The following is a 25,477-nucleotide window of genomic DNA, read 5'->3' on the forward strand; positions in this document are numbered from 1 at the left end:
CGCTCTGCTCGTCGGCGTTCCTGGGGATCGACGGGGGCGGCGCTACTTCTCGTTGATCGTCTGGTCGCCGCCGGCCTGGTAGACGCGGCCCTGCCCGGACGCCTCCGCGCGCATTCGCACGTTGGTCGTCCCGTCGCCCGTGCTGATGATCCCCGAGTTGTCGCCGCCGATGGCGACCGACCTGGATCCCGACGCCGAGACGCCGGGCTCGGGCGCGGATACGTTCTGCCCCGGCGCCGCGCCGTCCGGCACGGGCGGGGCCGGGTCGTCGGTCGGCCGGCCGCCGGTCAGGCCGCGGATCGAGATGCCCAGCCCGGCCAGCGCCACGAAGAGCCCGATCACGCTGGCCAGCTTGTCGGCGTCGTCCAGCCCCACCCGGGCGAGATATACGGCCAGAGCCGCGACGGCGGCCACCGCGACCACGGCCCCGCCCCAGACGAGCACCCGTTTGCGCATAGGGGCATCATCATCCCTGCGACCAGGCCCCACAAGCGGAACCCCCTGACCGGACGAGGGGAGAGCCGGATGACGTCCATGTCCCTGGAGACAGCACGATGCCCCGGCCCAACCAGGAATGGACCGGGGCTTCGTGCATGTGGCACCGCGACCTGACCAGGAATTCGGGTCACGAGCGCCGACGCCCCTAAGGAGGCGCCTCAGCCCGGCCGCGAGGGAGGTTGCGGCCGGGCTGCTTGTGGGCGGTCATGAGGCGAAGAGCCGGGCGATGACCGAGCGGTGACGGCGCTCGGCCGGGTTGCCCGTGCGCGCCTGACGGGCGCGGCGGTGCTCCGCTGCCGCCTGCCGCAGCTCGGCGGCGTGGTGCTGCATGATGCTGTATTCGAGTTCGGCGTTCACGAGTTTCTCCTTGTTCGTTTTCCCGCACTCTCAAGACTCGGCCTAAGGCCCCTAGGGACACATCGGGCGTATGCCTTATCTCTCGGTACGGGCACGCTGAGGAGATACCTAGGACGGCTCACCGCGTCCCTAAGGCGGGGTGAGGCGGCTAAGCCTCGTCGGTGAACTTGACCGTGACCTTCGAGAAGCCGAGCGACTTGAGCATGCCCGTCAGCATCGCCTTGGTGTTGGCGTCCGCCCTGGCCCGCAGGTCACTGGACACCGCCGCCTCGCTGATCTTCTTCTCGGCCAGCAGATAGAGCTCCCGCTGGTCGCCTGGCGAGCCCGACAGGAAGTCCTGGACCCGGTCGAGCAGGCCGCGCTGCTGCGCGAACACGTACGAGCGGCTGTTGTCGAGGTTGGGCTTCTCCAGCTGCGCGCGCGGAAGGCGGATGGTGGCCTCGGTACGGTCCTGCGACACCGTTACCCCGTCGGCCGCGACGGCGGAGAAGTCGACGTACGCGTCGACCCCGCCGGCGCCGACGAACAGCGTGCGCGTGCCCTTGACCGCGTCGGGCAGGAAGTTGGCGTCTTTCTCCAGGTCCACGACCACCTGGAAGGTGCCGGTCGCGGCCTGGAACCTGCTCATGTCCTTGATGGACTGCAGCAGCACCGGCTGGCTGCGGTCGATGCTCTGCTCACCGAGCGGGTTGAGCCAGGACCAGGCCAGGCGGCCGCCGACCACCAGTAACACGGCGAGGACCAGCAGGCCCGCCACATATCGCCACCGGCGACGCCGCCCGGGGCTCGCCTCGGGCGGCGTCGTACGCGAAGTCGTCATGCGAGCATGACTACCCGTTCGGCGATCATCAGTGCCAGCTCTTCGGTGACATCTTCGATCCTCAGCCGGCCTGCTTCGTGGACGGCCCCTCCTCGGGGACCCGCGCCGGCGCTGCGGCGGGCCCCTCCACCGGCGCCGACACAGGCTCCGCGACCGGCGCCGACCCAGGAGCCGAAACCGGGCCTGAAACCGGCGCTGAAACCGGCGCGGGCGCGGAGACCGCGCCCGCGGCCGGGCCCGAAACCGGGGCCGTCTGAGGAGACGTCTCCGACACCGGCGACGCCTGACGGTTGGCGCCCGACCCGGGCGCGACTTCTGCGGACACCTCGGAGGCGTGCACCGGCCAGCCCTCCCCGGACGTGTCGGGCGTCCAGCCCCCCGCCGGCTCCGACGAGGCCCAGCCGGCGGCCGGAGCCTCCGGGGTCCAGCCGGTCTGAGGCGCCTCCTGCGTGGCCCCGCCCCCGGGCGCGCTCGACGCCGAGCTGGCCGTCGCGGTGCCGCTGGGCCCCGGATATACCCCTGGATAGACCCCCGGATAGACGGGGTAAGCGTGGCTCGACCCGGGGGTGGGCCGCGCGGACGGCGCGACCTGCGCGTGCCCAGGGCCGCCGCCGAAGTGCGTGCTCGACAGCCGGCAGCCCTGGAAGTCGCTGTAGAACATGCGCAGCCACTCTCTGCGCTGGGGCTCGCTCAAGGAGGAGAACCAGGACGTCGCGTACTGGTGCTCGGCCAGCGGCGTGCCGGGCAGCGGCTCGCCGCGCAGCCAGGCCACCACGATCTGCCGGTATCCCTCCGCGACCGTGCTCTGGCACCTGGGGGACAGGGCCTCGATGTACTCGTACGCGGCCTCCTCGGCGAACCCCGCCGACAGGTCGGGCACGTGCACGGGCGCCAGCCCGTTCGCCGGCTTCAGCGCGTCGTCCAGCGGACGCTGCTCCACCCGCGTGAAGGCGGCGGGCGTCCCGGCCAGCCGGGAGGCGATCTGCGTGAACGCCGCCCCCAGCTCGGTCAGCCCCGCCCGCATCCCCGGATGCACGCACACCGTGATCGGCCACTCCTGGCAGCTGTAGGCGATGTCCACGGCCGCGGCCGGCTTCGGCTGCGCCAGCACCCGCGACACGCCCATGGCGGCGGCCAGCACCGACAGCAGCGCGCACGCCAGCACCAGGGCCTGCCTGGTCACCAGCGCCGCCCAGCCGAGCAGCAGCGCCGCCGTGATGCCGAGCAGCCAGATCGTCTGGTCGAAGAACGGCGCGCCGTTCCAGCCCTGGAACAGGTCGTACGGCTCGCCGGTCCCCGGCGCCAGCCGGTCGGCCCAGCCCCGGTCGTCGGCCAGCCAGGTGAACAGCCCGTAGCAGGCCAGGCCCGCGACCGGCGGCGTGTACGGCCGCGGCAGCACCCATCCGGCCACCCACCCGATCACCGAGTACAGGGCCAGCCCCGCCATGCCCATCCCCAGCCCCGACAGGCTCAGCCGGCCGGCCTGGTCGGTGAGCACCGTCTTGACCGCCAGTACCAGCACCGTGGCCGCGAACGACCCCAGCACCACCATCACGATCGCCAGCGGCGCCTTGAGCGCCCGCCAGGTCGTGAGCGAACGGCCGCGCAGCGCGCGCCGTTTGCGCAGCGCCACCCAGGCGGCGAAGGCCGCCGCCACCGGCCCGGTCAGCCGGAGCGAGCCGATGACCGCGGCCACGATGTTCTCCCACGCGTCTACCCCGGGTATCAGGACGTTCCACGCGGCGATCAGGCCGACAGCCAGCAGCACGGCAACCGTGACGGCCGCGCTCTGCTTCAGCTCCTCTCGTGAAACGCCCGCGTGCTCACGCACCCGTTTCCCCGTTGACGTTCATCAAGCGCACCCCCCGTGCCCCTCGGTGAGGCGGAGGCGCTCGGTCCCGGCCGGTCCCCACAGGCCCATGGACTTGGCTTCCGCGTCACCATACGTAGGAGAACCATAACTGAGCGTGATGATTGATGTCCGGATTCTTGGTCAAGCGAAGGATCCTGTCGCGGAGGGTGACCCGACGAACCGGGACGAGGGGCGCGCTACCGTAGCGCTGTGTCGCAGCAGAAGCCGCTCAACCTGTCGTTCGACCCCATCGACCGCGCCGCCGAGAGCTGGCGCGCCCACTTCGGGCCGTCGGCCGCCATGGCCGCCGTGACCTCGGTCATGAGAGCGCACCAGATCCTGCTGTCGCAACTTGACTCGCTCCTGAAGCCCTACGACTTGACCTTCGCCAGATACGAGGCGTTGGTTTTGTTGACCTTCAGCAAGACGGGCGCGCTGCCGCTGTCCAAGATCGGGGAGCGACTGATGGTTCATCCCACGAGCGTCACGAACACGGTGGACAGGCTGGAGAAGTCGGGGTTCGTCCGCAGGCTGCCCAACCCCCGCGACGGACGCGGCGTGCTCGCCGAGATCACCAGCGCGGGTGAGGACGTCGTGCGCCGTGCCACCGCCGATCTCATGGCCGCCGAGTTCGGCCTCACGATGTACGCCGAGGACGAACTCCAGCAGATGTTCGACCAGCTGCGCACGCTGCGAGTGGCGGCTGGTGACTTCCCAGCCTCGGTCATGCGGCAAGATGAAGGGCATGGCGGACTTCTCTAGGCCCGGGTCACTCTACGGAGCTGTGGACCTGGGCGCGCGCAAGCAGGCACTGGAGGCGCAGACCCGGCGGGAGGCGGCAGGTCCCCAGGCGGCCTCGTCGGCTTCTGTCGTCGATGTGACCGAGGAGACGTTCACGACGGACGTGATCGACCGGTCGATGACCGTGCCGGTCGTGCTCGACCTCTGGTCGCCCCGGGCGCCGGGCAGCGCCCAGCTCAGCCCGGTGCTGGAGAAGGTCGTCGGCGACCTGGGCGGCAAGGCGATCCTGGCCAAGGTCAACGTCGACGCCAGCCCGCAGATCGCCCAGGCGCTGCGGGTGCAGGCCGTGCCGACGGTGCTGGCGATCTTCCAGGGCCAGGCGGTCACCGGCTTCCAGCAGGTGCTGCCCGAGCAGGAGGTGCGGCGCTGGCTCGATGAGCTGATGGGCGCCGTCGAGCAGTTCTACCAGGCCAACCCCGGCGCCCGGCCGCCGGCCGAGCCCGGCGCTCCCGAGGAGGCCGCGGGGCCGCCCGCCGACCCCGACCTCGTCGCGGCCGAGCAGGCCATCGAAAACGGTGACTTCGACGCGGCGATCGAGGCCTACGAGCGGCTGCTGGCCCGCGCGCCCGGCGACGAGGACGCCAAGATGGGCCTGGCCGGCGTCAACCTGATCAAGCGCACGTCCGACGTCGATCCCGCCGAGGTGCAGCGCAGGTTGGAGGACCCGGCCGACATCGACGCCCAGCTGCTCGCGGCCGACCTGGAGATGTTGTCCGGTTCGGTGGACGAGGCGTTCAACCGGGTCATCGCCGTGGTCAAGCGCACCTCGGGTGACGAGCGTGACCGGGTCAGGCGGCATCTGCTCGGACTTTTCGCCGCGTTGCCGGCGGAAGACCCATCTTTGGCGAAAGCCCGTAGAGCTTTGGCGAGCGCTCTGTTCTAACCTGGGGATATGCGGGTCGTCACCATATCCGCCACTTACGGCACGGCCGGGAGCCAGATCGGCCCGGCCGTGGCCGAGCGGCTCGGCGTGCCCTTCGTCGACCGAGCCATCCCCAGCGCCGTGGCCGAAGAGCTGGGCTGCACCCTCGAAGAGGCCCTGGCCCACGACGACCGGGCCGATCACGGCCTGAGCCGGCTGTTCTCCGGGGCGATGCGGCTGCCGACCGTCACGTTCGGCGGCGTCGACATGTACGTCCCCGGCGTGATGCCGCTCGCCCCCGAGGAGTTCGTCCGCCGTACCGAGCGCATGCTCAGAGACATGGCCCGCGACCAGGGCGGCGTCTTCCTGGGCCGCGGCGGGGCGATGGTCCTGGCCGACCACCCAGGCGCGCTGCACGTCCGGCTCGACGCCCCGGCCAAGCGCAGGATCCGCCAGGTGGCCGCGCTGAGCGGGATCGGCGAACGCGAGGCCCGCCGCGTCGTCGAGGACAACGACCGGGCCAGGACCGCCTACGTACGCCACTTCTACCGGGCCGATCCCGGCGATCCCTGCCATTACCACCTGGTGCTCGACAGCACCACGATTCCGGCCGAGACCTGCGCCGAGCTGATCGTCCTGGCCGCCGAGGCGCTCGATTGACCCAACTCCCCCTAACATAGGAGGGATTCTTGGTCAGTCCCGAAGGAGCGATTGACGTGGCGACCGTCCCGAGTGTGTCGTACTCCATCACCGTGCGTCTCGAGGTGCCGGCCGGCGGCAAGGCCGTCAGCCAGCTCACCCACGCCGTAGAGTCGGCCGGGGGTGTGGTGACCGCCCTCGACGTCACCAATGCCGGGCATGAGAAGCTCCGCATCGACGTGACGTGCGCCGCGAGGGACACCGACCACGCGCAGGCCATCGTCGACCAGCTTGAGGCGGTCGAGGGCGTCGTCATCCACAAGGTGTCCGACCGCACGTTCCTCATGCACCTCGGCGGCAAGATCGAAATGGTCTCCAAGGTGCCGCTGCGCAACCGCGACGAGCTGTCCATGGCCTACACCCCGGGCGTGGCGCGCGTGTCGATGGCGATCGCGCGCAACAAGGAGGACGCGCGGCGGCTGACCATCAAGCGCAACACCGTGGCGGTCGTCACCGACGGCTCCGCCGTGCTGGGGCTGGGCAACATCGGGCCCGAGGCGGCGCTGCCCGTCATGGAGGGCAAGGCGGCGCTGTTCAAGCGGTTCGCGGGCATCGACGCCTGGCCCATCTGCCTCGACACCCAGGACGTCGACGAGATCGTGCGCACCGTGCAGGTGATCGCGCCCGGCTTCGGCGGCATCAACCTGGAGGACATCGGCGCGCCGCGCTGCTTCGAGGTCGAGCGGCGGCTGCGTGAGCTGCTCGACATCCCGGTCTTCCACGACGACCAGCACGGCACCGCGATCTGCGTGCTGGCCGCGCTCACCAACGCGCTGCGGGTCGTCGACAAGAACATCGAGCACGTCAAGATCACCATGGCGGGCGCGGGCGCGGCGGGCAACGCGGTGCTGCGCCTGCTGCTGGCCGCCGGGGCGCGCAACGTGATCGTCTGCGACTACCTCGGGGCCGTGCACAAGGGCCGCGACGACCTCGACGAGTCGCTGCAGTGGATCGCCGACCACACCAACGCCGAGGGCTACTCCGGCGACCTGCGCGGAGCCGTCAAGGACGCCGACGTCTTCGTGGGCGTGTCCGCGCCCGGCATCCTGACCGGCGACGACATCGCGACGATGGCCAAGGACGCGGTGGTGTTCGCGCTGGCCAACCCGGAGCCGGAGGTGTCGCCCGACGACGCCCGCGAGCACGCCGCGGTGGTGGCCACGGGCCGCTCCGACTACCCCAACCAGATCAACAACGTGCTGGCCTTCCCCGGGGTGTTCAGGGGGCTGCTGGACGCGCAGGCGGGCGGGGTGACGCAGGAGATGCTGCTGGCCGCCGCCGGCGCGCTGGCCGCGGTGGTGACGCCCGAGGAACTGGGCCCCAACTACATCATCCCCAGCGTCTTCCACCCCGATGTGGCTACTGCGGTCGCTGCGGCGGTGCGCGAGTCCGCCGGTGGCCGTGCGCGAGGCTTCACCGAAGCATAAGATCTTCCATCTTTTACGGCGGTGCCGGCGGCACTCCAACCGTCGTGCGGGGCTGGGGCCTCCAGGGGGACGCTTCTAGACCCGCACATGGCGGGCCGCCGTGACGGCGCATCGTGGGCCGGTTACCGGGTTAAACCCACGGCACTGATTACGGGTCACGCACGGCTCTGGCTACAGGGCGTGCTCGTGGCGCTGGTCGCCGTGCCGTCCACAGTGCTGGTTACCGTGTCGCGCGTGATGTGGTGACTGCCGGGATTATCCGGTAGCTCTCTTGGAAGACCAGATTGTGGGCGTCGGCCGCGGCTATCACGCGCATGGTGTTGAGCTGGCCGATCGCGTCCTGCTCCGTGAAGACGTTGAGGGGCCAGTCGCCTACCGTGTTGCCGCGCAGGTGCGGGTGGTGGAAGTCGCAGCCGTAGTGGGCGACCACCGCGATCGGCTGTGCGCCGCAGGCGCGCTGCTCCTGCCACGTCAGCGACCACATGGCGTTCAGCCCGCCCTCGTGCGACCTGGTGAGCCCGCTCGCGACCACCTCCCCGGTGCCGAGCAGCAGGTCGGCGTCGACCTCGTCGAGCGCCTGGCGGGCCACCGGGTCCAGCAGTTCGACGGTCCTGGCGAACACGCGCTCCTTGTCCTCCCGCGTGACGGCGCCGCCGTGCTCGCCGTCGCGCAGGTCGGTGAAGTGGCGGAGGAGAGCCTGGTTGATCGGAGTAGCCATGCACTCCCCCTTCCCAGGGCTCAGGTGAGCAGGCCGGCGATCCTGGTCCGGATTTCCGGGGTGTCGAGGCCGCGGACGGTGAGGGTCGTACGGCGGCGTACGACGTCGTCCACCGTGGCCGCCCACTCGTGGTCGCGGGCGTAGACCACCTGCGCCCAGATGTCGGGCCCGTCCGGATGGATGCGCTCGCCGAGCGCCGGGTCCTCGCGGATGAGCCGGGCCAGGTCGAACGCGATCGAGCCGTAGTGCGAGGCCAGGTGCCTGGCCACCAGCGGGTCCATGCGCGCGCTCGGGTCGCGGTCGGTCCACAGCCGCATGGCCACCGCGTCGGGGCTGGCCAGGCCGGGCAGCGGCACGGCGGGCAGGATGTCGGCCAGGTCGTCGCCCAGAGGACGTCCGGGCAGGTGAGCGAGGGTGTCGAAGACGTGTCTGCCGATGTGGCGGTAGGTCGTCCACTTGCCGCCGGCCACCGACAACATGCCGCCCGCGCCCCTGGTCAGCACCGTCTCCCGCTTGGCCGCCGTGACCTCCCCAGGACCACCGGGAAGGACCCGCAGGCCGGCGAAGGCGTAGGTGATGTCCTCGCGGCGCAGCTGGGAGTCGCGTACGGAATGTCCCGCCTCGTCGAGGATCTGGGTGATGTCGGCCTCGGTGGCTCCGACCAGCCCAGGATCGCCCTCGTACGCCTCGTCCGTGGTCCCGAGCAGCAGGTGGTCCTCCCACGGGATCGCGAACGACACCCGGTACTTGTCGATCGGCGTGGTCAGCGCGGCCTTCCACGGCTCGTGCCGGCGCATGACCAGGTGGGCGCCCTTGGACAGCCGGATGCTGGGGGCCGCGTCCGGGTCCTCCATGCGGCGCAGGTGGTCGACCCAGGGGCCGGTGGCGTTCAGCACGAGGCGGGCGGAGACGCCGAACTCGGCGCCGCCGAGCCGGTCGCGCAGGTCGGCGCCGGTGACGCTGCCTCCGGTCGTGCGCAGCCCGACGACCTCGGCGTGGTTGAGCACGGTGGCGCCCGCGTCCACGGCCGCGCGCACGGTCATGACGGCGACGCGGCTGTCGTTCATCTGGTGGTCGCCGTAGACGGCGGCGGCGCGCAGCCCCTCAGTACGCAGCGCGGGCACCTTGGCCAGCGCCTGGTGCGGCGTGATCACCTTGCCCATGCCGTCGCCGAACACGGACAGGGCCGAGTACAGGAACACGCCGGCGCCCAGCTTGGCGGCCCCGTGAGGACCACCCTTGTAGATCGGGACCAGGAACGTCAGCGGTTTGACCAGATGGGGCGCGATGTCGCCGGCCAGGGCGCGGCGTTCGCGGTGGTTCTCGGCCACCAGCTTGACGTTGCCGGTCTGCAGGTAGCGCAGGCCGCCGTGGACGAGCTTGGAGGAGGCGCTGGAGGTGGCGCCGGCGAAGTCACCCGCGTCGACCATCGCCACCCGCAGCCCCGCCTGGGCGGCCATCCACGTGACCGACGTGCCCAGGATGCCACCGCCGATGACGAGCAGGTCGTAGCCGGTGGTGGACAGCTCGTGGCGGATCTCGGCCCGGTCGGTGCCGATCGCGGTCGTCATTGCCATACTCCTATTGCTCGACCCAGTCGAGGGTCCTGGCCACGGCCTTCTTCCAGTTGCGGTATTCGCGCTCGCGGGCCGCCTCGTCGATCGCGGGGCGCCACTCGGCGGCCTTGTGCCAGTTGGCGCGCAGGCTGTCGAGATCGGGCCAGTAGCCGGTGGCCAGGCCCGCGGCGTAGGCGGCGCCGAGCGCGGTGGTCTCGGCCACCATCGGCCGGATCACCGGCACGGCCAGCACGTCGGCCAGCGTCTGCATGAGCAGGTTGTCGGCGGTCATGCCGCCGTCGGCACGCAGCGTGGTCAGGTCGAGCCCGGAGTCGGCGTTCATCGCGTCGACGACCTCGCGGGTCTGCCACGCGGTGGCCTCCAGCACGGCGCGCGCGATGTGCCCCTTGTTCACGAACCCGGTCAGCCCGGCGATCACTCCGCGCGCGTCCGAGCGCCAGTGCGGCGCGAACAACCCCGAGAACGCCGGTACGAAGTAGCAGCCGCCGTTGTCGTCGACCGTCTTGGCCAGGGTCTCGATCTCGGCCGCGCTGGAGATCAGGCCGAGGTTGTCGCGCAGCCACTGCACCAGGGAGCCGGTGACCGCGATGGCGCCCTCCAGCGCGTACGTGGCCGGGCCGTCGCCGATCCGGTAGCCGACCGTGGTCAGCAGGCCGTGCTTGGACACGACCGGCTCCTGACCGGTGTTCATCAGCAGGAAGCTGCCCGAGCCGTAGGTGCTCTTGACCTCGCCCGGCGCGAAGCAGGTCTGCCCGAACAGCGCCGCCTGCTGGTCACCGAGCGCGGAGGCCACGGGGACGCCGGCCGACGTGTGGCCGTAGACCTCGGCGGAGGGGCGGATCTCGGGCAGCATGGCGCGCGGCACGCCCATCGCGGCCAGGAGGTCGTCGTCCCAGGCGAGCGTGTGGATGTTCATGAGCATCGTGCGGCTGGCGTTGGTCACGTCGGTCAGGTGACGCCCGGTGAGGTTCCACAGCAGCCAGCTGTCCATCGTGCCGAACAGCACCTCGCCGCGCTCGGCCCGCTCGCGCAGGCCGTACGCGTCGAGCAGCCAGCGGATCTTGGGCCCGGAGAAGTAGGTGGCCAGCGGCAGTCCGGCCTTCTCCCTGAACAGGCTCGCGTGCTCGGCCAGCGCGTGCGTGAGCGCGTCGGTGCGGGTGTCCTGCCAGACCACGGCCGGGCAGACCGGGCGGCCGGTGGCGCGGTCCCACAGCACCGTGGTCTCGCGCTGGTTGGTGATGCCCAGCGCGGCGATCTGGCCGTCCTCCAGGCCGGCGCCGCTCACCGCCTCGGCCAGCACGGCCTCGACGTTCTGCCAGATCTCGTCGGCGTCGTGCTCGACCCAGCCCGGCTTGGGGAAGATCTGGCGGTGCTCGCGCTGGGCGACGCTGATGATGTTGCCGGCCTGGTCGAAGACGATGCACCGGCTGGACGTGGTGCCCTGGTCGATGGCTGCGACGTAGTGCGGTCGAGGCACTGGGTTCCTCGCTAGTGCTCGTAGTTCGACAATGCCGAACGAATCGTATGTGGAAGGGGGTAGGTGTTCAAGTGTCATCGGGCGAGGTCGCGGGTGATGGCGCGGGCGGCGTCGCGTACATAGGAGACGAACTCCATGTGCAGGTCACCGCCGGGGGCGAGCCGCTCGACGGCGCCGCGGATGCCGATGGCGCCCACCGCCAGGCCGCGCGCGTCCCTGATCGGGGCGGCGATGGCCACCTCGCCCTCCGTCAGCTCCTCCATCTCGGCGGCCCAGCCGCGCGCTCGGACCTGGGCGAGCTCCGCCTCCAGTCGCGCGGGGTCGGTGAGCGTGCGCTTGGTGTGGGGCTGCAGCGGCGGGGTGATCGACTCGCCGTACGGGTCGTAGGCGAGCAGCACCTTGCCCAGCGCGCTGGCGTGGATCGGCAGGTAGGTGCCGACCTGCAGCGTCTGCATGCTGTCGTCGGGGCGGAACACGTGGTGGATCACCAGGACGTGGCCCTCGTGCAGGGTGCCGATCCAGGCGCTCTCCCTGCTGCGCCCGGCCAGCGCGTCGGCCCAGTTGATGGAGCGGGTGCGCAGCTCGTTGACGTCGAGGTAGCTGCTGCCGAGGTGGAGCAGCGTGGCGCCGAGCCGGTACTTGCCCGTGGCGTCGTCCTGCTCGACGAAGCCGACGTGGACCAGCGTGCGCAGGATGCCGTGCAGCGTCCCCTTCGGCAGGCCCAGCGCCCTGGCCAGCTCGGCGACGCCGAGCTGCCGGGGACCGGAGGCGAGCAGCCGCAGGATGGCGGCGGCCCGCTCCACCGATTGAATCGTGTCTCCCACGCCGACGACACTAGCGCGAATCGTTCGGGATTGCCGAACACCTGCTGAACGCCGCTGCTTGATGCCGTACGCCGGCCCGGGAGCCGCCAGGCGTGCGCTGGGGAAGGCCGTGCCGCGCGGGAACCGCACCGGCACCGGGTGCGTCTCTTGATCGAGGACTTCCCGCTTAAGGCACCTGTTTCCCATGGATTGTCGGCAAAGAGGGGACTAAATGGAACAACCTTCCCGTATTGCGGGAACCGTGCGGCCTGGAGGCCGCACCGCGAGAGTACGCGCGGCCGTCCTGGAGGCCACCCAGGACGAGCTGGTCGAGCACGGGTTCCATGGGCTGACCATGGACCAGGTGGCGGCCAGGGCCGGCGTCGGCAAGACGACGGTCTACCGGCGCTGGGGGAGCACCCCCGGCCTGGTGGCCGATCTCATGACCGAGCTGGCCAACCAGTCCTCGCCCCACGCCGACACGGGCGGCATCGAAAGCGACTTACGGGTCAACGCGCTCGCCGTGGTCGAGGCGCTCAACGACGGGCGTCTCGGGGCCACGTTCCAGGCGGTCATCGCCGCCGCCACCTGTGACGAGCAGGCATCCCTCGCGCTGCGCACGTTCTACCTGCGCCGCATCGAGGAGTGGACCAGCGTCGTGGACCTGGCCGTGGCTCGGGGGGAGCTGCCGGCGGGCACCGACGGGGGCGAGGTGATCCGGGCGATCGCGGCCCCGCTCTACTACCGGCTGATGATCACCAGGGAGGCGGTGACGGCCGAGGCCGCCGAATGGTCGGTGGCGCGCACGCTGGCCGCCGCCAGGGCGGGCGCCTTCGTGACGGGCGCCCTGGTGACGGGCGGCGCACCGGGATGAGCACATACGGGGGCTCACATGGATGAACGCGGCCAGATCGAGCCGTACCACCACAAGATCCCGCCCATGACCACGAGCCCGCCCGCTGTGGCGAGTTTGCCCATAAGGTCGGTCGGCGGTCCTGTGTAGGGCAGCCGGCCTCCGTGCCGGTGGTGACCCCAGGGGCAGTCGTTCTCGACGTGGCTGGAGTCGATCAGTGTGTCCGGCTGGCCCTCGCTGACCGAGTACGCCTCGACCTCGGATCTGCTGCCCTTGTCCACCGAGACCTGCCTGACGATGGTCTTCCTGGCCGGGATGGATCCGGTGGCCATGCTGACGCCGTCGGCCTTGAGGTCGAAGCGTACGAGCTGGCGGGTCTGGTTGTGCAGCCTGACGGACGCCCGGCCCGAGCGGCAGCCCACGTCGTCGACCGTCATCGTGAACGGGTCGCCGGCGTCCGGCAGCGGCCACGCCTCGGCCGCGGCCGGAAGCAGCAGGACGGCGCCCACCGGCAGGGCGGCCAGGACGAGACGGAAACCGATGCGCATGGTGCTTCCCCCGGACATGATCTTCGCTACATAAAGTTCCCAAGTGGGCACGAAAAGTAACATCCGCTACCGGGGGGAGCGCGCACCCCCGCAGGTACTTCATGATGGATGTATGGCGGAAGCGATCTACGTCGGCGGGTTGCTGGTGGCGACGCCACTCCTCGACGACCCCAACTTCCGGCGTAGCGTCGTGCTGATCCTCGAACACGACCACGACGGCGGCACCCTCGGCGTCGTCCTCAACAGGCCGAGCGACATATCGGTGACGCAGGTGCTGCCCGTGTGGGACCCGCTGATCACCGGGCCGCCGGTGCTGTTCGAGGGCGGTCCCGTGCAGACCGACAGCGCGCTCGCGCTCGCCGCCGTCCCGAGCGGCGAGGAGCCGCTCGGCTGGCGCCGGCTGCACGCGGGCACCGACGCGGTGGCCCGCCTGGGGACGGTCGACCTGGACGCGCCGCCGGAGATCCTGCAAGGGGAGATCGCGCAGATGCGCATCTTCGCGGGGTACGCGGGATGGACGTCGGGGCAGCTGGAGAGCGAGATAGCCGAGGGCGCCTGGTATGTCGTCGACTCCGAGGTCGGCGACACCTTCCACGCCAACCCGGCCTCGTTGTGGCGTCACGTGCTGCGGCGCCAGCGCGGCGAGCTGGCCTTCGTGGCGACCTGCCCGGACGACCCGACACTCAACTGAGACGACAGACACTCGACTGAGACGACCGGCGCTCAGGTGGACGGCCGCCGGTCCCGGGGGCGGTTCAGTGCTGCAGGTCCCAGCCGGGCCGCAGGCAGCGCTCGGCGAGCTCGATGCTCTCGGCCATCCGCCGCTGGATCTCCTCGATCGTGCAGTCGCGCCGCGGGCACTCGAAGCCGACGCGCATGGTGGACATGGCGAACGCCACGATCAGGTGCGTGAGCTGGTCCTCGTCGGGATCCACGCCCCGGCGCGCGGCGATCACCTCGGCCAGGCGCCGCTCGGTCTGCGCGCCCCTGGCCACCGACTTGCCGACCAGGTGCGGATTGCCGTCCAGCAACCTGCGCAACTTCAGGAACCTGAGCGCGTCGTCCGGCGTTGAACCCTCGACGTCGGCCAGGACCGAGCGCAGCGCGTGCATCAGGGCCGTGAACGGCGGCTCGTCCGCCGGGCGCTCCGCGAGCGTCTCCAGCATGATCTCCTCGCCGTGGTCGTGGAACCACATCGCCAGGTGATCCTTGTTGGTGAAGTAGCGGAAGAACGTGCGAGGGGAGATCTCGACCGCCCCCGCGATCTGCTCCACGGTGGTCGACTCGTATCCTTGTTCGAGGAAGAGGTCGAGCGCCGCGTCCAGGATCGCCAGGCGCGTCTTCTCCTTCTTGCGTTCCCGTAGACCCACCGTCACTCCCTCGAAACCGTCCTGTCACAGTGTGCCATAAGTCATAGGGCGACTGTTGAAAGTCGTTTGTCATGTGTCATGCTCTGCCATAGATTACCGGAGGCTTACGAGACTTATGCCCCGGTGCGGGGCGGCATGTTTTGAGGGGGACTCATGGCTCAAGCGAAGGCGGTCGACGCGCCGTCATCGCCAGGCCCGGCGAAGACGGGGACCGGCGGCAACCCGTGGCTGGTGCTGCTGGCGGTCAGCCTGGGCGTCATCATGGTGATGCTCGACGGGACCGTGGTGGGCATCGCCAACCCGGTCATTCAGGTGGACCTGAAGGCCACGCTCTCCGATCTGCAGTGGGTGACCAGCGGTTACCTGCTGGCGCTGGCGGTCTTCCTGATCACCGCGGGCAAGCTCGGCGACCTGTTCGGCCACAAGCGCGTGTTTCTCATCGGTGTGGGCGGCTTCGCCCTCTCCTCGGTGGGCATCGGGCTCAGCGCCGAACTGGCCGACATCATTCCCGGCGCGACGCCGGCCGGCGCCCTGATCGGCCTGCGCGTGCTGCAGGGCCTGTTCGGCGCCCTGCTGCAGCCCGCCGCCCTGGCGCTGCTGCGTGGAGCGTTCCCGGGCGAGAGGCTGAACCAGGCCATGGGGGCCTGGGGTGCGATCATCGGCCTGTCCAGCGCCGCCGGCCCGATCGTGGGCGGGCTGCTGGTCGAGAGCAGGGGCTGGGAGTCGGTCTTCTTCATCAACGCGCCCGTCGGTGTGGTCGCGCTCGTCCTCGGCATCTTCCTGATCAAGGAGAACCGCTCGCAGACGCTGGCGCGCATCGACTGGCTCGGCGTGCTCCTGCTGTCCGGCGCGATGTTCTCGCTGGTCTGGACGATCATCAAGGCTCCCGAGTGGGGCTGGGGCGACAGCACGACCCTGACCTTCATCGGCGCCTTCGTGGTGCTCATGGCCGGATTCATCTTCTGGCAGAGCCGGGCCAGGCAGCCGCTGGTGCCGCTGTCGCTGTTCGCCAACCCGTCCATCTCCATCGGCACGTTCCTGATGATGATGGTGGCGTTCGCCATGTTCGGCGCGATGTTCTTCCTGGGCTTCTTCTTCCAGGGGGTCCACGGGCTCAGCCCGCTGGACGCCGGCCTGCGCATGTTGCCGATGAGCGCCGGCATGATCGTCGCCTCGCCACTGGCGGGCATGCTGCTCGGCAAGCTCGGGCCGAAGATCACGATGGCCGCGGGTCTGCTGATCACCGCGTTCTCGATGTTCCTCATGTCGCAGCTCAGCATCGACGCCTCGTTCATGGCCAGCGCCATCCCGTTCGTGCTGCTCGCCTTCGGCCTCTCGCCGGTCTTCGTGGGCGCCACGGAGATCATCGTGGGCAACGCGCCGGTGGAGCTGAGCGGGGTCGCGGGTGGCGTGCAGCAGTCGGCCATGCAGGTCGGCGGCGCGCTCGGCACCGCGATCCTGGGCGCCGTGATGGCCGGCGAGATCTCCCGCAGCCTGCCCGGCTACCTCGGCCCGGCGGCGCAGGCGATCCCGGGCGAGCAGATGACGGCGCTGGAGAAGATCGCCGCGTTCGGCCAGGCGCCTCCCGGGGTGCCGCAGCAGGTCGCCGACGCGCTGCACAGCTCGTTCATGGACGGCATGCACCTCGCCTTCCTGGTGAGCACCGGCATCGCGGTGCTGACCGCGCTGCTGGCGCTCTTCGTCAAGGCCGGCAGGAAGAGCGCCGAGGGCGCCCCGGTGCACGTGGGCTGACCAGCGTACGGAACCGTGCCCGGCCTGGGCTCGTCGTCGCGGCCCCCGCCCCTGTGGCGGGGGCCGTTCCGTGTTCCGGGGTCGCGGGCGGGCATAAACTCGTGGGGTGAGCACGAAGATCCTCCCAGAGCAGGAGACCACTCCGCGGACGTCGCACGGCGACGGCGATCACGAGCGGTTCGCCCACTACGCGGACAGGAACAAGATCACCGAAAGCATGGTGACCGGCACGCCGATCCGCGCCCTGTGCGGCAAGGTCTGGGTGCCCAGCCGCGATCCCAAGAAATATCCGGTCTGTCCGGAATGCAAGGAGATCTACGAGGGCCTGCCGCCGGGTGGCGGCGAGGGCGGCGACGACAAGCAGTGAGTGTTGCTGAGTGGTAAATCCCTTACGGAGAGTTACGGTCTGTAGCCAGACCGGCTCAAATCGTAGGGGGTTCGCATGGCCCGGCGCGCGACCGCTGTCGTCTCGGCATGCCTGCTCGTAGCCGGGTCCATCCGGCCGCCATGGCCGGGCTCCCCTGGGATCGCCGCCGTGACCGGTCCGGCGGCCGTACCCATGGCCGACGACGGCTGTGCCGAGCGCGCGCACGCGTCGCGCAGCTCGCCCGGGCCGCGTTCGCCCAAGCCGGAAGACGTGGCCAAGGTGCTCGCCGAGCTCGGCGAACGGCTCGCGGGCGTCACGCCGCCGAGCCAGATCACCGTGCCCACCCGGGTGCACGTCCTCACCAAGGGTCCTGAACGGAAGGTGTCCGACGAGGCCGTCAGGGCCCAGATCGACACGCTCAACTCCGCGTACGCCGGCAAGTTCGGCGGCGTGGACACCGGCGTGCGCTTCCGCCTCGACGTCATCTCGGTCAGGGAGAACGGCCCCTGGTTCACCGACCCCATCGGCCACGAGAAGGCCATGAAGCAGGCGCTGCACGAAGGCGGGGCGGGCACGCTCAACCTCTACATCGCCCAGCTCAGCGAGCTCATGCTGGGCTTCGCCAGCTACCCCTACTGGTACGCCGGCTCTCCCCGCCTCGACGGCGTCGTGATCGACTGGCGCAGCCTGCCCGGCGGCGCGATGGCCGACTACAACCGGGGCTTCACCGGCGTCCACGAGATCGGCCACTGGCTCGGGCTCTTCCACACTTTCGAGAACGGCTGCAAGGAGCCGGGCGACGGCATCGACGACACGCCCCGAGAGGCCCGCCCGACCGAGGCGTGCCCGCTGGACAAGGACTCCTGCACCGCCCACAAGGGCAAGGATCCGGCCCACAACTACATGGACTACGCCCACGACCGGTGCATGTGGGAGTTCACCCAGGGACAGGCGAACCGGATGCACGAGATGTGGGCGGCCTACCGCGACACCGCCGACGCCTAGTATTTCCGACAAATTACGATGTGCAGGTGACAGCACCAAAGGCACTCGACGCTCCCCACAGATCCGCCGGCATCCTCGGCCCCGAGTACCGCACGGCCACCCTCGGCATCCTGCTGGTCGTCACACTGATCGCGTTCGAGGGCATGTCGGTCGGGGTCGTCATGCCGGCCATCGCCGGCGAACTGGACGCCCTCGACCTCTACGGGCTCAGCTTCTCCGCCTTCCTCATCGCCAGCCTGTTCATGAACGTGGTGGCCGGGCTGTGGTCGGACCGGCGCGGCTATTCGATGCCGTTCCTGGCCGGCGTGGTGCTGTTCGTGATCGGCATGGCCCTGGCCGGGGCGGCGACCTCCGCCGGCATGTTCCTGGCGGCCAGGGCCGTGCAGGGGCTGGGCGCCGGCGCCTCCATCGTGGCGCTGTACGTGATGATCGCCCGCGTGTACGCGGTGGACGTGCGGCCGAAGGCGTTCGCCTCCGTCTCCGCCGCCTGGGTGGTGCCCGCCATGGTGGGCCCGTCCGTGGCCGGGTTCGTCGGGCAGCACTGGGGCTGGCGTTACGTTTTTTACGGGATCATCCCGCTGGTCATCCCCGCGCTCGTGATGCTCGTACCGGCGTTGCGCAAGGGCTCGGCGGGGGAGGCCGACGCGCCCCAGCCCGGCACCGGGCCCCGGTCCAGGCCGGTGGCGATGACGCTGGCCGCCACCTGCACCGCCGGCGGCGCCGGGCTGCTGCTGCACGGCGTGGACCGGCTGCACAGGGAGGTCGTGCCGGGGAGCCTGGAGACGGCCGCCGGGCTGGTGCTGCTGCTCTGGGGCCTGTACCGGCTGCTGCCGCCCAGGGCGCTGCGCTTCGCGCGGGGGCTGCCCACGACGATCGTCATGCGCGGGTTCTTCTCGGCCTCCTTCTTCGGCGTGAACGCCTTCATCCCCCTGGCGCTGCAGGAGGTGAAGTCCTTCGACACCACGTCCTCGGGGATCGCGCTCACGACCGGGGCCCTGGGCTGGTCGGCGGGGGCGTACATCCAGAGCAAGGGCTCCGGCCGCGCGGACCAGCGGATCAGGCTGGGCGCCGCGGGCGTGGCCACGGGGATCGTGCTGTGCCTGCTCTCCGTGCTTCCCGGGGTCACCGGATGGATCGCGGTGCCCGCCTGGATCGTGGCCGGCTTCGGGATGGGCTTCGGCCTGACCACGGTCAGCGTCACGGCGATGAAGCAGTCGCCGCTCCACGAGCAGGGGGCCAACTCGGCCGCGCTGTCGGTGTCCGACCAGCTCGGATCCGCGCTGTCGATCGGCATCGGCGGAGCGCTGGTGAACGTCATCGGGCACTCCTCGTCCCAGATCGCCACCGGGTTCCTGGTCATCTCCTGCCTCATGGCGGTCATCGCGGTGAGCGGCAGCGTGCTCGCCGGTCGCACCCGCTGAATTCCGCACCTCCCGTCACACCGATCACAGTTCGCCTGAGCGCCGTCGCCAGGAGTGATAGGACAGCGGGCAAGGAGGTGCCATGGAGGACGATCACCGTGTCTGGCCCCCTGAACCGGGGCCAGGGCATCGCCGTACGCCTCCAGAGGACTCGGCGCCCGCGCGGGGCGGCGCACATCGGGACGAAGGGGTCTCGCGGGAGACCCCTAGGCACGCCTCCGCGCCGTACGTACCGGAACAGCCGGAACCGCCAGAACCGCCCGAACCGCCGGAACGGCGGGACGAGGCCGGTTGGGTCCGCCCACCCGACCCGCCACCGGCCTTCGGCCGGCGCGAGCGGCCGTACGAGCAGTTCGGCCGGCGGCACGAGCCCCCGGCGGACCCGGACCCCGACCCGGACCCGGGCTGGGGGCTGGACGATCCCGATGAGCAAGAACCCCGTTGGGGACGAGCGGATCTTGACACTCGCCGGGGACGAGCGGATCCCGCGGATCATGACACTCGCTGGGGACGGGACGATCCCGCGGACCTTGATTCCCCTTGGGGGAGGCGGGGGCATCCGCTGGATCTGGACCGGGGGGAGCCTGAGGAGCCCGCGTGGGGCCCCAGGATCCGCGGAGCCGCCCCCAGAGAGCCGAACCACGGGCGAGGGGAGGCGTGGGAGGATCTGCCCCCCTCCGCCCGCCTGCACGGCTCTCCCGCCGACCCTGGGCTGCGCAGAAGACGCCCGGCCGGCCCGACCGTTCCGGCCGGCGGAGGGTTGTGGCGGCGCGTGGCGGTCGTGCTGGCCGCGCTGATCGCGGGGACGGGCCTGGTGGCGGGCGCCGCGGTGGCGGCGCTGCGGCTCACCGCGCCGCCGGAGCGGACGGGGCTGCTGCGCGACGCGCTGGCCGGGGTGACGGCGACGTTGCCGCAGGGCTGGAGCACGGGCTCGGTGGCTCCCGTCACGGGGTTCACCTCGGTCGTACGCGACGAGCGGGGCGCGCTCGTGATGGCCAGGCCGGTGCCGGGCCCGGTGACCGACGTCAGGAAGGCCACGGCGGAGGCGGCCGAGCTGTACTCCCGGCTGCTGCTCAACGGCGACCGCGTGAGCGTCGTCGACGACAGGAAGACAGCTGACGGCCACACTCGTGCCCTGCGCGCCGAGTACAAGGACGTGGTGAACCGGCCGGCGTTCCTCAGAGTGATGCTGGTCACTCGTACGGACCGCTCCGTCCTGCTGGTCGGGCTGCTGCAACCCGAGGACGACAGCCGCAGGCAGGCGTTGGACGAGGTCATGACGAGCGTCCGATAAGCCGCATAGCACGTGAGGAAGACCTTGGCCAGAATCCCCGGCTCACGGCACGTCTTGTCGGTGAGCCCGATTACCCTTGGGTCACTGTGAGAGAGCGAAGCACACCAACCCCAGAGGTGATGCGGTGAGCACCTTCGCCGCGTCCCACCTTTCGCCTTCCTATCCCGACCGGGCCGCGTGGGGCACCGCCCCGAAGTTGCGTGCCTGGCAGCAGGAGGCGTTCGACCTCTACTCCAGGCGTGAGCCGCGTGACTTCCTCACCGTGGCGACGCCGGGCGCGGGCAAGACGACCTACGCCCTGCGCATCGCCAGCGAGCTGCTCGCCAACGGGGTGATCAAGGCGATCACGATCGTGACCCCCACCGAGCACCTCAAGCGCCAGTGGGCCGACGCCGCCGGGAAGGTGGGCATCGGCATCGACCCCGAGTTCAAGAACAGCCAGGGCGCGACCTCGCGCGACTACATCGGGGTGGCGGTCACCTACGCGCAGGTCGCCATGCACCCTGCCCTGCACAGGGCGCGCACAGAAAACCGCAAGACCCTGGTCATCTTCGACGAGATCCACCACGCGGGCGACGCCAAGTCGTGGGGCGACGGCGTGCGCGAGGCGTTCGAGCCCGCCGCGCGCCGGCTGCAGCTGACCGGCACGCCGTTCCGGTCCGACGACAACCCGATCCCGTTCGTCGCCTACGAGGAGGACGCGGAGGGCTTCAAGCGCAGCATCGCCGACTACTCCTACGGCTACGGCCCCGCCCTCGACGACGGCGTCGTGCGTCCGGTCATCTTCCTGGCGTACTCGGGCGAGATGAAGTGGCGCACCCGCGCCGGCGACGAGATCGCCGCGACGCTCGGCACGCCGCTCACCAAGGACCAGCTCTCCCAGGCGTGGCGGGCCGCGCTCGACCCCAAGGGCGACTGGATCCGCCAGGTCATGCAGGCCGCCGACCGCCGCCTCACCGAGGTGCGCAGGGGCGTGCCCGACGCCGGCGGCCTGGTGATCGCCACCGACCACGAGACCGCCCGGGCCTACGCCCGCCACCTGCGCAACATCACCGGCGAGGGCGCCACGGTCGTCCTGTCCGACGATCCCGGCGCGTCCAAGAAGATCAAGCAGTTCGCGTCCTCCGAGGACCGCTGGCTGGTGGCCGTGCGCATGGTGTCGGAAGGCGTCGACATCCCCCGCCTGTGCGTGGGCGTCTACGCCACCTCCACCTCGACCCCGCTCTTCTTCGCCCAGGCCGTGGGCCGCTTCGTGCGGGCCCGCAAGCGCGGTGAGACCGCCTCGGTCTTCCTCCCCTCGGTGCCCACCCTCATGGGGCTGGCCAACGAGATGGAGGTCGAGCGCGACCACGTGCTCAACAAGCGACCGCCGGAGGACGGACTCGACGACACCCTCCTCGAACAGGCCAACCGCCAGAAGGACAATCCCGACGTCCTGGGTGACGAGCTGCCGTTCGAGACGATGGAGACCACGGCCACCTTCGACCGCGTGCTCTTCGACGGCGGCGAGTTCGGCACCGGCGCGGAGGTCGGCTCGGCCGAGGAAGAGGACTTCATCGGCCTGCCCGGCCTGCTGGAGCCCGACCAGGTGGCGACCCTGCTGCGCAAACGGCAGTCGGACCAGCAGGCCGCCCGCCGCAAGCAGTCGGCCGAGGAGGCCCCGCCGCCGCTGGCCCCGCACGAGCAGATGGCGGAGCTGCGGCGCGAGCTCAACGGCCTGGTGGGGGCGTGGAACCACCGCACGGGGCAACCGCACGGGGTGATCCACTCGGAGCTGCGCCGCGCCTGCGGCGGCCCGCCGATCGCTCAGGCGACGGCGGAGCAGATCCAGGAACGCATCGCCATGATCCGCCGCTGGGCCACCCAACGCCGCTAGGCGGTGCCCCGGTGACGACCAGGCCCGGCCTGGCGTCGTCGGGGCGGGTCGGAGCTCAGACGGGTCGGGTCAGAGTCCGGCGCGGCCGGGTCGGGGTCTGACGCGGTCAGGCCGGATGGCGGGCGCAGGGCTGGTCGTGGTGGCGGTCGAGTTGCCTGACCATGATGCGGCACTTCTCCGGCAGCATCTCGCGTTCGCCGTTCGCGCCGTACTCGATCCGGGTGGTGTTCACGTTGCCGTGCGGCCATTCCTCGTACCCGCGGCGCCGGTACAGCCGCAGCGCCGCGGGGTTGTCCAGGCCCACACCGAGTGCCACCTGGTCGTGCCCCATCGCGGACAGCCGTTCCTCCGCGGCCCGCAGCAGCTCCGTGCCGATTCCCTGGTTGCGCCTGATCGGCGTGACCTCCAGGTGCGTGAGCAGCGCGACCCCCGGCAGGTGGGTGCGCAGTTCGGGCTCCTCGGCGGGCGCGAGCCAGACGTAGACGTCTCCCAGGGCGATCCGCCGCTCCCAGGCGATCAGGAGGAACCCGTGCCCGGCCCCTTGGAGGCTCAGGCGGTCGGCGAAGTAGGTCTCCTGGCCGAGCGAGCTGATCACGGCAGGAAGATCGGCATGGACGGCTTGGCGTATGTCAGGTGCCTCCACGGACGTCAAGATTCCCGGTTGGTGCCGGTATGAATCAAATGCGTAGTTTGTGATTCAGCGCCGGCGCGCCATCCTTGACCAGCCATTTCAGCGCGTCGCTGACATTCGCTGTGAGCCGTGAATGTTTTCTCAGGTGCTGGACCCACTGGTAACGATCTTCGTTCCAGCCTTTGAGATAACGTACGCAGAACTCCGGCTCGATGCTGTTGAGCCTGCCCAGCGCTGCCAGCAACGAGTTCTCCATGGCGGTCGCGTCCTGCCGGGCGCCCAGCCGTCTGACCCGCCCCAGCACGTCCGTGATGAACGCCCGCCGCCGGGCCAGGAAGTCCTCCCAGTGCCGTACGTCGACCGCGCCTCCCAGCCCCTCTCTGCGATCGAGCAGCCAGTAGACGCCTTCGGCCAGCACGTCGCCGAACTCCTGGTCACGTGCCCTGATCGGCTGGTCGAAGGGGTCGTACACCCGCTGCCGCACTTCCCCGGTCACCGCCAGCGGGCGCAGCGAGCCCTCGTCCAGCAGATAGAACCAGTCCTCGTTGTAGACGTTCGGGAAGAACGAGGGGTTGCGGAACGTCTCGACGGCCAGCGCGCCGCCGCCCACGAACGACTCCTGGCGCCCGCCCGTGAGCCGGTGCGCGTGGCACACCACGGAGTTGTCCGGATAGCCGCCGATGTGCATGCCCACGGCGTCGTAACGGTCGAGTAGCGCGGCGGCCCGCATGACCTGCTCGTGCCCGCCGACCTCGATGTCGTCGTCGAGGAAGACGACACGTTCCCAGCCCGCGAGATGGGCCAGCAGCAGCCCGATGTTGCGTTTGGCGCTGAGGTCGGTCAGCCGCCTGAACCTGGTGTCCTTCACGATCGTCGTCGTCTCGAAGTCCGGCAGGTTCAGCCGCTCCACCGGGCCGAGGTCGATCGCGACGTAGCGCACGCCGGGCGGCATCTGGGCGGCGGCGATGCCCGCCTTGCTCCAGTCGCGGCTGTGCAGGGTCACCAGCGGGCAGCCGAGCGTGCTCGCCAGCCGGATCGCGTGCGACAGCCACTGCGGATGCCGGATGGTTGGGACGATGATGGCGTCCGGTATGGCGCCTTCCGCATCGGTGACCGGGGTGTCGGCGAGGTCCCGGTGGGAACCGTGATGATGCTCCTCAGTCTCCACTAGAGGGCTCCGACCATTCGTGGAGCCGTACGGAGTCCAGGGTCCAGTCGGGGGTGACGACGGCCCGGCCCTCGATCCGGACCCGGGTGAGCATGCTGTAGGAGGTGGCGTCGCCGAAGCGCTCGCGCAGGTAGGCCGCGTTCCTGTCGCGGAAGCGCTCGTCGGTCAGCGCCCGCACCACTCCGTACACGCCTCTGCCGTACATCCCGTTGCAGATGGTCAGGGTGCGTTTGACGTTGTCGGGATTGACCCCGCGGTAGAAGAACGCGACGTCCTCCAGTAGTCGCACATTAGCGCCAGACCCGATGTGGCGCGGATGATGCCTGGACGGCGTGTCGCCGCCCTCGTTGACCTCGAAGTACGGGCCGAGCTCGCCGTTCCAGTCGGGCACCTGCCGTACCGGGAGCTCGATCCGGGTCAGCATGGACGCGGTGACCTGGTTGTAGTCGACGCCGCCGAGGAGCGCCAGGTGCGTGGTGAAGTCGTCGGAGCGTAAGTCCTCGGGGGCGCGCAGCGTGACCAGGTTGCGCGGGTTCGCGGCCCTGAGGTGGCCGTGCAGCTCGAACAGCGAGTCGAGGTCGGAGTACTTGTAGTGCTCGATGTAGTCGGGGCTGTCCGGCGAGGTGTACGGGATCTTGGCGCGCTCCTCCTGGGGGAGCTGCGAGCAGATGATCGTGATGGGCTCCCCGTCGGGGAAGCGCCACGGGTTGTCCCGGTAGACGTCATGGCCGGATGAGGGCTCGGTGCTTCCGCCCGAGGCCAGGGCCTTGAGCGCCAGCTGGCGCAGCCGGGTCAGCTCCGCGAGGAGCTCGCGCTGCTCGTCCAGCTCACGCGGCGTCAGATCGGTGAGCGGCAGCACGCGGGCGCGGCCGTTGGCGATCGAGCGTCTCGTCGCGAAGAAGGTGGCGTACTTCTCCAGCCGGTGCAGCGGCGGGACCTTGATCGCGTGGGTGGACTCCCACGATGAGATCAGCGGCACGCTGACCTCGAGCGCCTGGCGAAGCTGGGCCTGGGTGATCCGCAGGCCGGGCCAGTGCTTCTCGCGGAGCTCGCGCAGGCGGAGCGCCAGCGCGGCCTGCGCGGAATCATCGCCGCTCATGCCGTGATCTCATTCGTGTGAACTTCAGTGATTTCTAGTGAACATCGGTCCAGCTGTCGAATCTTCGGGTGAAATCGCAGCTAGGCCGCCATGTCGCAAATGACGCAGACGAATCTTTGGAGCGAAAGCATCAGTCTAACCAGCAGTTCGCTCGCTGCGTGCGCGAATGGGAGGCCGGTGTAGGGGGTAAATAGAAAACGAG

The 25,477-nt window shown here is 70.3% G+C and carries 25 protein-coding genes; 12 read left to right on the forward strand and 13 right to left on the reverse strand.

The features are described 5' to 3' along the window. Nucleotides 1-42: 42 nt before the first annotated feature. The 4 genes from AB0C28_RS34635 to AB0C28_RS34650 all read right to left on the reverse strand — a co-directional run bounded on the left by AB0C28_RS34635 (nucleotide 43) and on the right by AB0C28_RS34650 (nucleotide 3,506). Nucleotides 43-456 (reverse strand): hypothetical protein, encoded by a 414-nt coding sequence (locus tag AB0C28_RS34635; protein WP_357859202.1) that lies wholly within the window; start codon nucleotides 454-456, stop codon nucleotides 43-45. A gap of 246 nt (nucleotides 457-702) precedes the next feature. Next, the gene (locus AB0C28_RS34640) at nucleotides 703-855 is read right to left on the reverse strand and encodes a hypothetical protein (protein ID WP_357859199.1); all 153 of its coding nucleotides are present in this window, start codon (nucleotides 853-855) and stop codon (nucleotides 703-705) included. Between the two features lie 148 nt (nucleotides 856-1,003). Next, a complete protein-coding gene (locus AB0C28_RS34645) occupies nucleotides 1,004-1,675 on the reverse strand; it encodes a DUF4230 domain-containing protein (RefSeq protein WP_357859196.1) in 672 nt (223 codons plus the stop codon). 61 nt (nucleotides 1,676-1,736) lie between these two features. Next, nucleotides 1,737-3,506, reverse strand: a complete 1,770-nt coding sequence (locus tag AB0C28_RS34650; protein ID WP_358080048.1) for a hypothetical protein — start codon at nucleotides 3,504-3,506, stop codon at nucleotides 1,737-1,739. 231 nt (nucleotides 3,507-3,737) lie between these two features. On the opposite strand from AB0C28_RS34650, the gene AB0C28_RS34655 reads away from it, so the two are divergent. From AB0C28_RS34655 to AB0C28_RS34670, 4 genes are read left to right on the forward strand one after another with little or no spacing between them, the layout of a single operon-like run. Beyond that, nucleotides 3,738-4,289, forward strand: a complete 552-nt coding sequence (locus tag AB0C28_RS34655; protein WP_346106042.1) for a MarR family transcriptional regulator — start codon at nucleotides 3,738-3,740, stop codon at nucleotides 4,287-4,289. Continuing rightward, nucleotides 4,273-5,211, forward strand: coding sequence for a tetratricopeptide repeat protein (locus AB0C28_RS34660; RefSeq protein ID WP_357859190.1), 939 nt, complete (start codon nucleotides 4,273-4,275; stop codon nucleotides 5,209-5,211). Before AB0C28_RS34655 ends, AB0C28_RS34660 begins: the two co-directional genes overlap by 17 nt. Before the next feature lie 9 nt (nucleotides 5,212-5,220). Further along, nucleotides 5,221-5,850: a cytidylate kinase-like family protein gene (locus AB0C28_RS34665; protein ID WP_357859187.1), complete on the forward strand. Its 630-nt coding sequence runs from the start codon at nucleotides 5,221-5,223 to the stop codon at nucleotides 5,848-5,850. 56 nt (nucleotides 5,851-5,906) lie between these two features. Beyond that, nucleotides 5,907-7,316 (forward strand): NAD-dependent malic enzyme, encoded by a 1,410-nt coding sequence (locus tag AB0C28_RS34670; RefSeq protein ID WP_357859185.1) that lies wholly within the window; start codon nucleotides 5,907-5,909, stop codon nucleotides 7,314-7,316. Between the two features lie 220 nt (nucleotides 7,317-7,536). Here the strand turns inward: AB0C28_RS34670 and AB0C28_RS34675 are convergent, their stop codons facing one another. The 4 genes from AB0C28_RS34675 to AB0C28_RS34690 form a co-directional block, all read right to left on the reverse strand. Beyond that, a complete protein-coding gene (locus AB0C28_RS34675) occupies nucleotides 7,537-8,034 on the reverse strand; it encodes a hypothetical protein (RefSeq protein ID WP_358080049.1) in 498 nt (165 codons plus the stop codon). A 20-nt stretch (nucleotides 8,035-8,054) separates the two neighbouring features. Continuing rightward, nucleotides 8,055-9,605 carry a glycerol-3-phosphate dehydrogenase/oxidase gene (locus AB0C28_RS34680; RefSeq protein ID WP_357859179.1) on the reverse strand — a complete coding sequence of 517 codons (1,551 nt, stop codon included), beginning with the start codon at nucleotides 9,603-9,605 and terminating at the stop codon, nucleotides 8,055-8,057. A gap of 10 nt (nucleotides 9,606-9,615) precedes the next feature. Then, complete coding sequence (gene glpK, locus AB0C28_RS34685; protein WP_357859176.1) at nucleotides 9,616-11,088, reverse strand: glycerol kinase GlpK; 1,473 nt, start codon at nucleotides 11,086-11,088, stop codon at nucleotides 9,616-9,618. A gap of 74 nt (nucleotides 11,089-11,162) precedes the next feature. Then, nucleotides 11,163-11,912 carry an IclR family transcriptional regulator gene (locus tag AB0C28_RS34690; protein ID WP_358080050.1) on the reverse strand — a complete coding sequence of 250 codons (750 nt, stop codon included), beginning with the start codon at nucleotides 11,910-11,912 and terminating at the stop codon, nucleotides 11,163-11,165. 241 nt (nucleotides 11,913-12,153) lie between these two features. Here AB0C28_RS34690 and AB0C28_RS34695 point away from each other — a divergent pair, with 241 nt between their 5' ends. After that, nucleotides 12,154-12,765: a TetR/AcrR family transcriptional regulator gene (locus tag AB0C28_RS34695; protein WP_358080051.1), complete on the forward strand. Its 612-nt coding sequence runs from the start codon at nucleotides 12,154-12,156 to the stop codon at nucleotides 12,763-12,765. 14 nt (nucleotides 12,766-12,779) lie between these two features. On the opposite strand, the gene AB0C28_RS34700 is transcribed toward AB0C28_RS34695, so the two are convergent. Continuing rightward, the gene (locus tag AB0C28_RS34700) at nucleotides 12,780-13,292 is read right to left on the reverse strand and encodes a hypothetical protein (RefSeq protein ID WP_358080052.1); all 513 of its coding nucleotides are present in this window, start codon (nucleotides 13,290-13,292) and stop codon (nucleotides 12,780-12,782) included. A gap of 112 nt (nucleotides 13,293-13,404) precedes the next feature. Here AB0C28_RS34700 and AB0C28_RS34705 point away from each other — a divergent pair, with 112 nt between their 5' ends. Then, nucleotides 13,405-13,983: a YqgE/AlgH family protein gene (locus AB0C28_RS34705; protein ID WP_357859165.1), complete on the forward strand. Its 579-nt coding sequence runs from the start codon at nucleotides 13,405-13,407 to the stop codon at nucleotides 13,981-13,983. A gap of 64 nt (nucleotides 13,984-14,047) precedes the next feature. Here AB0C28_RS34705 and AB0C28_RS34710 read toward each other — a convergent pair whose 3' ends face one another. Next, nucleotides 14,048-14,662 carry a TetR family transcriptional regulator gene (locus tag AB0C28_RS34710; protein ID WP_357859162.1) on the reverse strand — a complete coding sequence of 205 codons (615 nt, stop codon included), beginning with the start codon at nucleotides 14,660-14,662 and terminating at the stop codon, nucleotides 14,048-14,050. A 153-nt stretch (nucleotides 14,663-14,815) separates the two neighbouring features. Between AB0C28_RS34710 and AB0C28_RS34715 the strand changes: the two genes are divergently transcribed. The 6 genes from AB0C28_RS34715 (at nucleotide 14,816) to AB0C28_RS34740 (ending at nucleotide 22,377) form a co-directional block, all read left to right on the forward strand. Beyond that, a complete protein-coding gene (locus AB0C28_RS34715) occupies nucleotides 14,816-16,414 on the forward strand; it encodes an MFS transporter (protein ID WP_358080053.1) in 1,599 nt (532 codons plus the stop codon). 106 nt (nucleotides 16,415-16,520) lie between these two features. After that, a complete protein-coding gene (locus AB0C28_RS34720; RefSeq protein WP_148435018.1) occupies nucleotides 16,521-16,781 on the forward strand; it encodes a DUF3039 domain-containing protein in 261 nt (86 codons plus the stop codon). 168 nt (nucleotides 16,782-16,949) lie between these two features. Beyond that, nucleotides 16,950-17,786, forward strand: a complete 837-nt coding sequence (locus tag AB0C28_RS34725) for a zinc metalloprotease (protein ID WP_357859155.1) — start codon at nucleotides 16,950-16,952, stop codon at nucleotides 17,784-17,786. 26 nt (nucleotides 17,787-17,812) lie between these two features. Further along, entirely contained in the window at nucleotides 17,813-19,207 is a 1,395-nt protein-coding gene (locus AB0C28_RS34730) for an MFS transporter (protein WP_357859152.1), read from the forward strand. Between the two features lie 772 nt (nucleotides 19,208-19,979). Beyond that, the gene (locus AB0C28_RS34735; RefSeq protein WP_358080054.1) at nucleotides 19,980-20,501 is read left to right on the forward strand and encodes a hypothetical protein; all 522 of its coding nucleotides are present in this window, start codon (nucleotides 19,980-19,982) and stop codon (nucleotides 20,499-20,501) included. 124 nt (nucleotides 20,502-20,625) lie between these two features. Continuing rightward, the gene (locus AB0C28_RS34740; protein WP_357859146.1) at nucleotides 20,626-22,377 is read left to right on the forward strand and encodes a DEAD/DEAH box helicase; all 1,752 of its coding nucleotides are present in this window, start codon (nucleotides 20,626-20,628) and stop codon (nucleotides 22,375-22,377) included. Nucleotides 22,378-22,483: 106 nt separating this feature from the next. Here AB0C28_RS34740 and AB0C28_RS34745 read toward each other — a convergent pair whose 3' ends face one another. The 3 genes from AB0C28_RS34745 to AB0C28_RS34755 all read right to left on the reverse strand — a co-directional run bounded on the left by AB0C28_RS34745 (nucleotide 22,484) and on the right by AB0C28_RS34755 (nucleotide 25,275). Beyond that, nucleotides 22,484-22,972, reverse strand: coding sequence for a GNAT family N-acetyltransferase (locus AB0C28_RS34745; protein WP_357859144.1), 489 nt, complete (start codon nucleotides 22,970-22,972; stop codon nucleotides 22,484-22,486). An 82-nt stretch (nucleotides 22,973-23,054) separates the two neighbouring features. Then, nucleotides 23,055-24,176 carry a hypothetical protein gene (locus AB0C28_RS34750; protein WP_357859141.1) on the reverse strand — a complete coding sequence of 374 codons (1,122 nt, stop codon included), beginning with the start codon at nucleotides 24,174-24,176 and terminating at the stop codon, nucleotides 23,055-23,057. Further along, complete coding sequence (locus tag AB0C28_RS34755) at nucleotides 24,166-25,275, reverse strand: helix-turn-helix transcriptional regulator (RefSeq protein WP_358080055.1); 1,110 nt, start codon at nucleotides 25,273-25,275, stop codon at nucleotides 24,166-24,168. Before AB0C28_RS34755 ends, AB0C28_RS34750 begins: the two co-directional genes overlap by 11 nt. Between the last annotated feature and the right edge of the window lie 202 nt (nucleotides 25,276-25,477).

Source organism: Nonomuraea sp. NPDC048892 (assembly GCF_040649735.1).
Taxonomy (GTDB): Bacteria; Actinomycetota; Actinomycetes; order Streptosporangiales; family Streptosporangiaceae; genus Nonomuraea; species Nonomuraea maheshkhaliensis.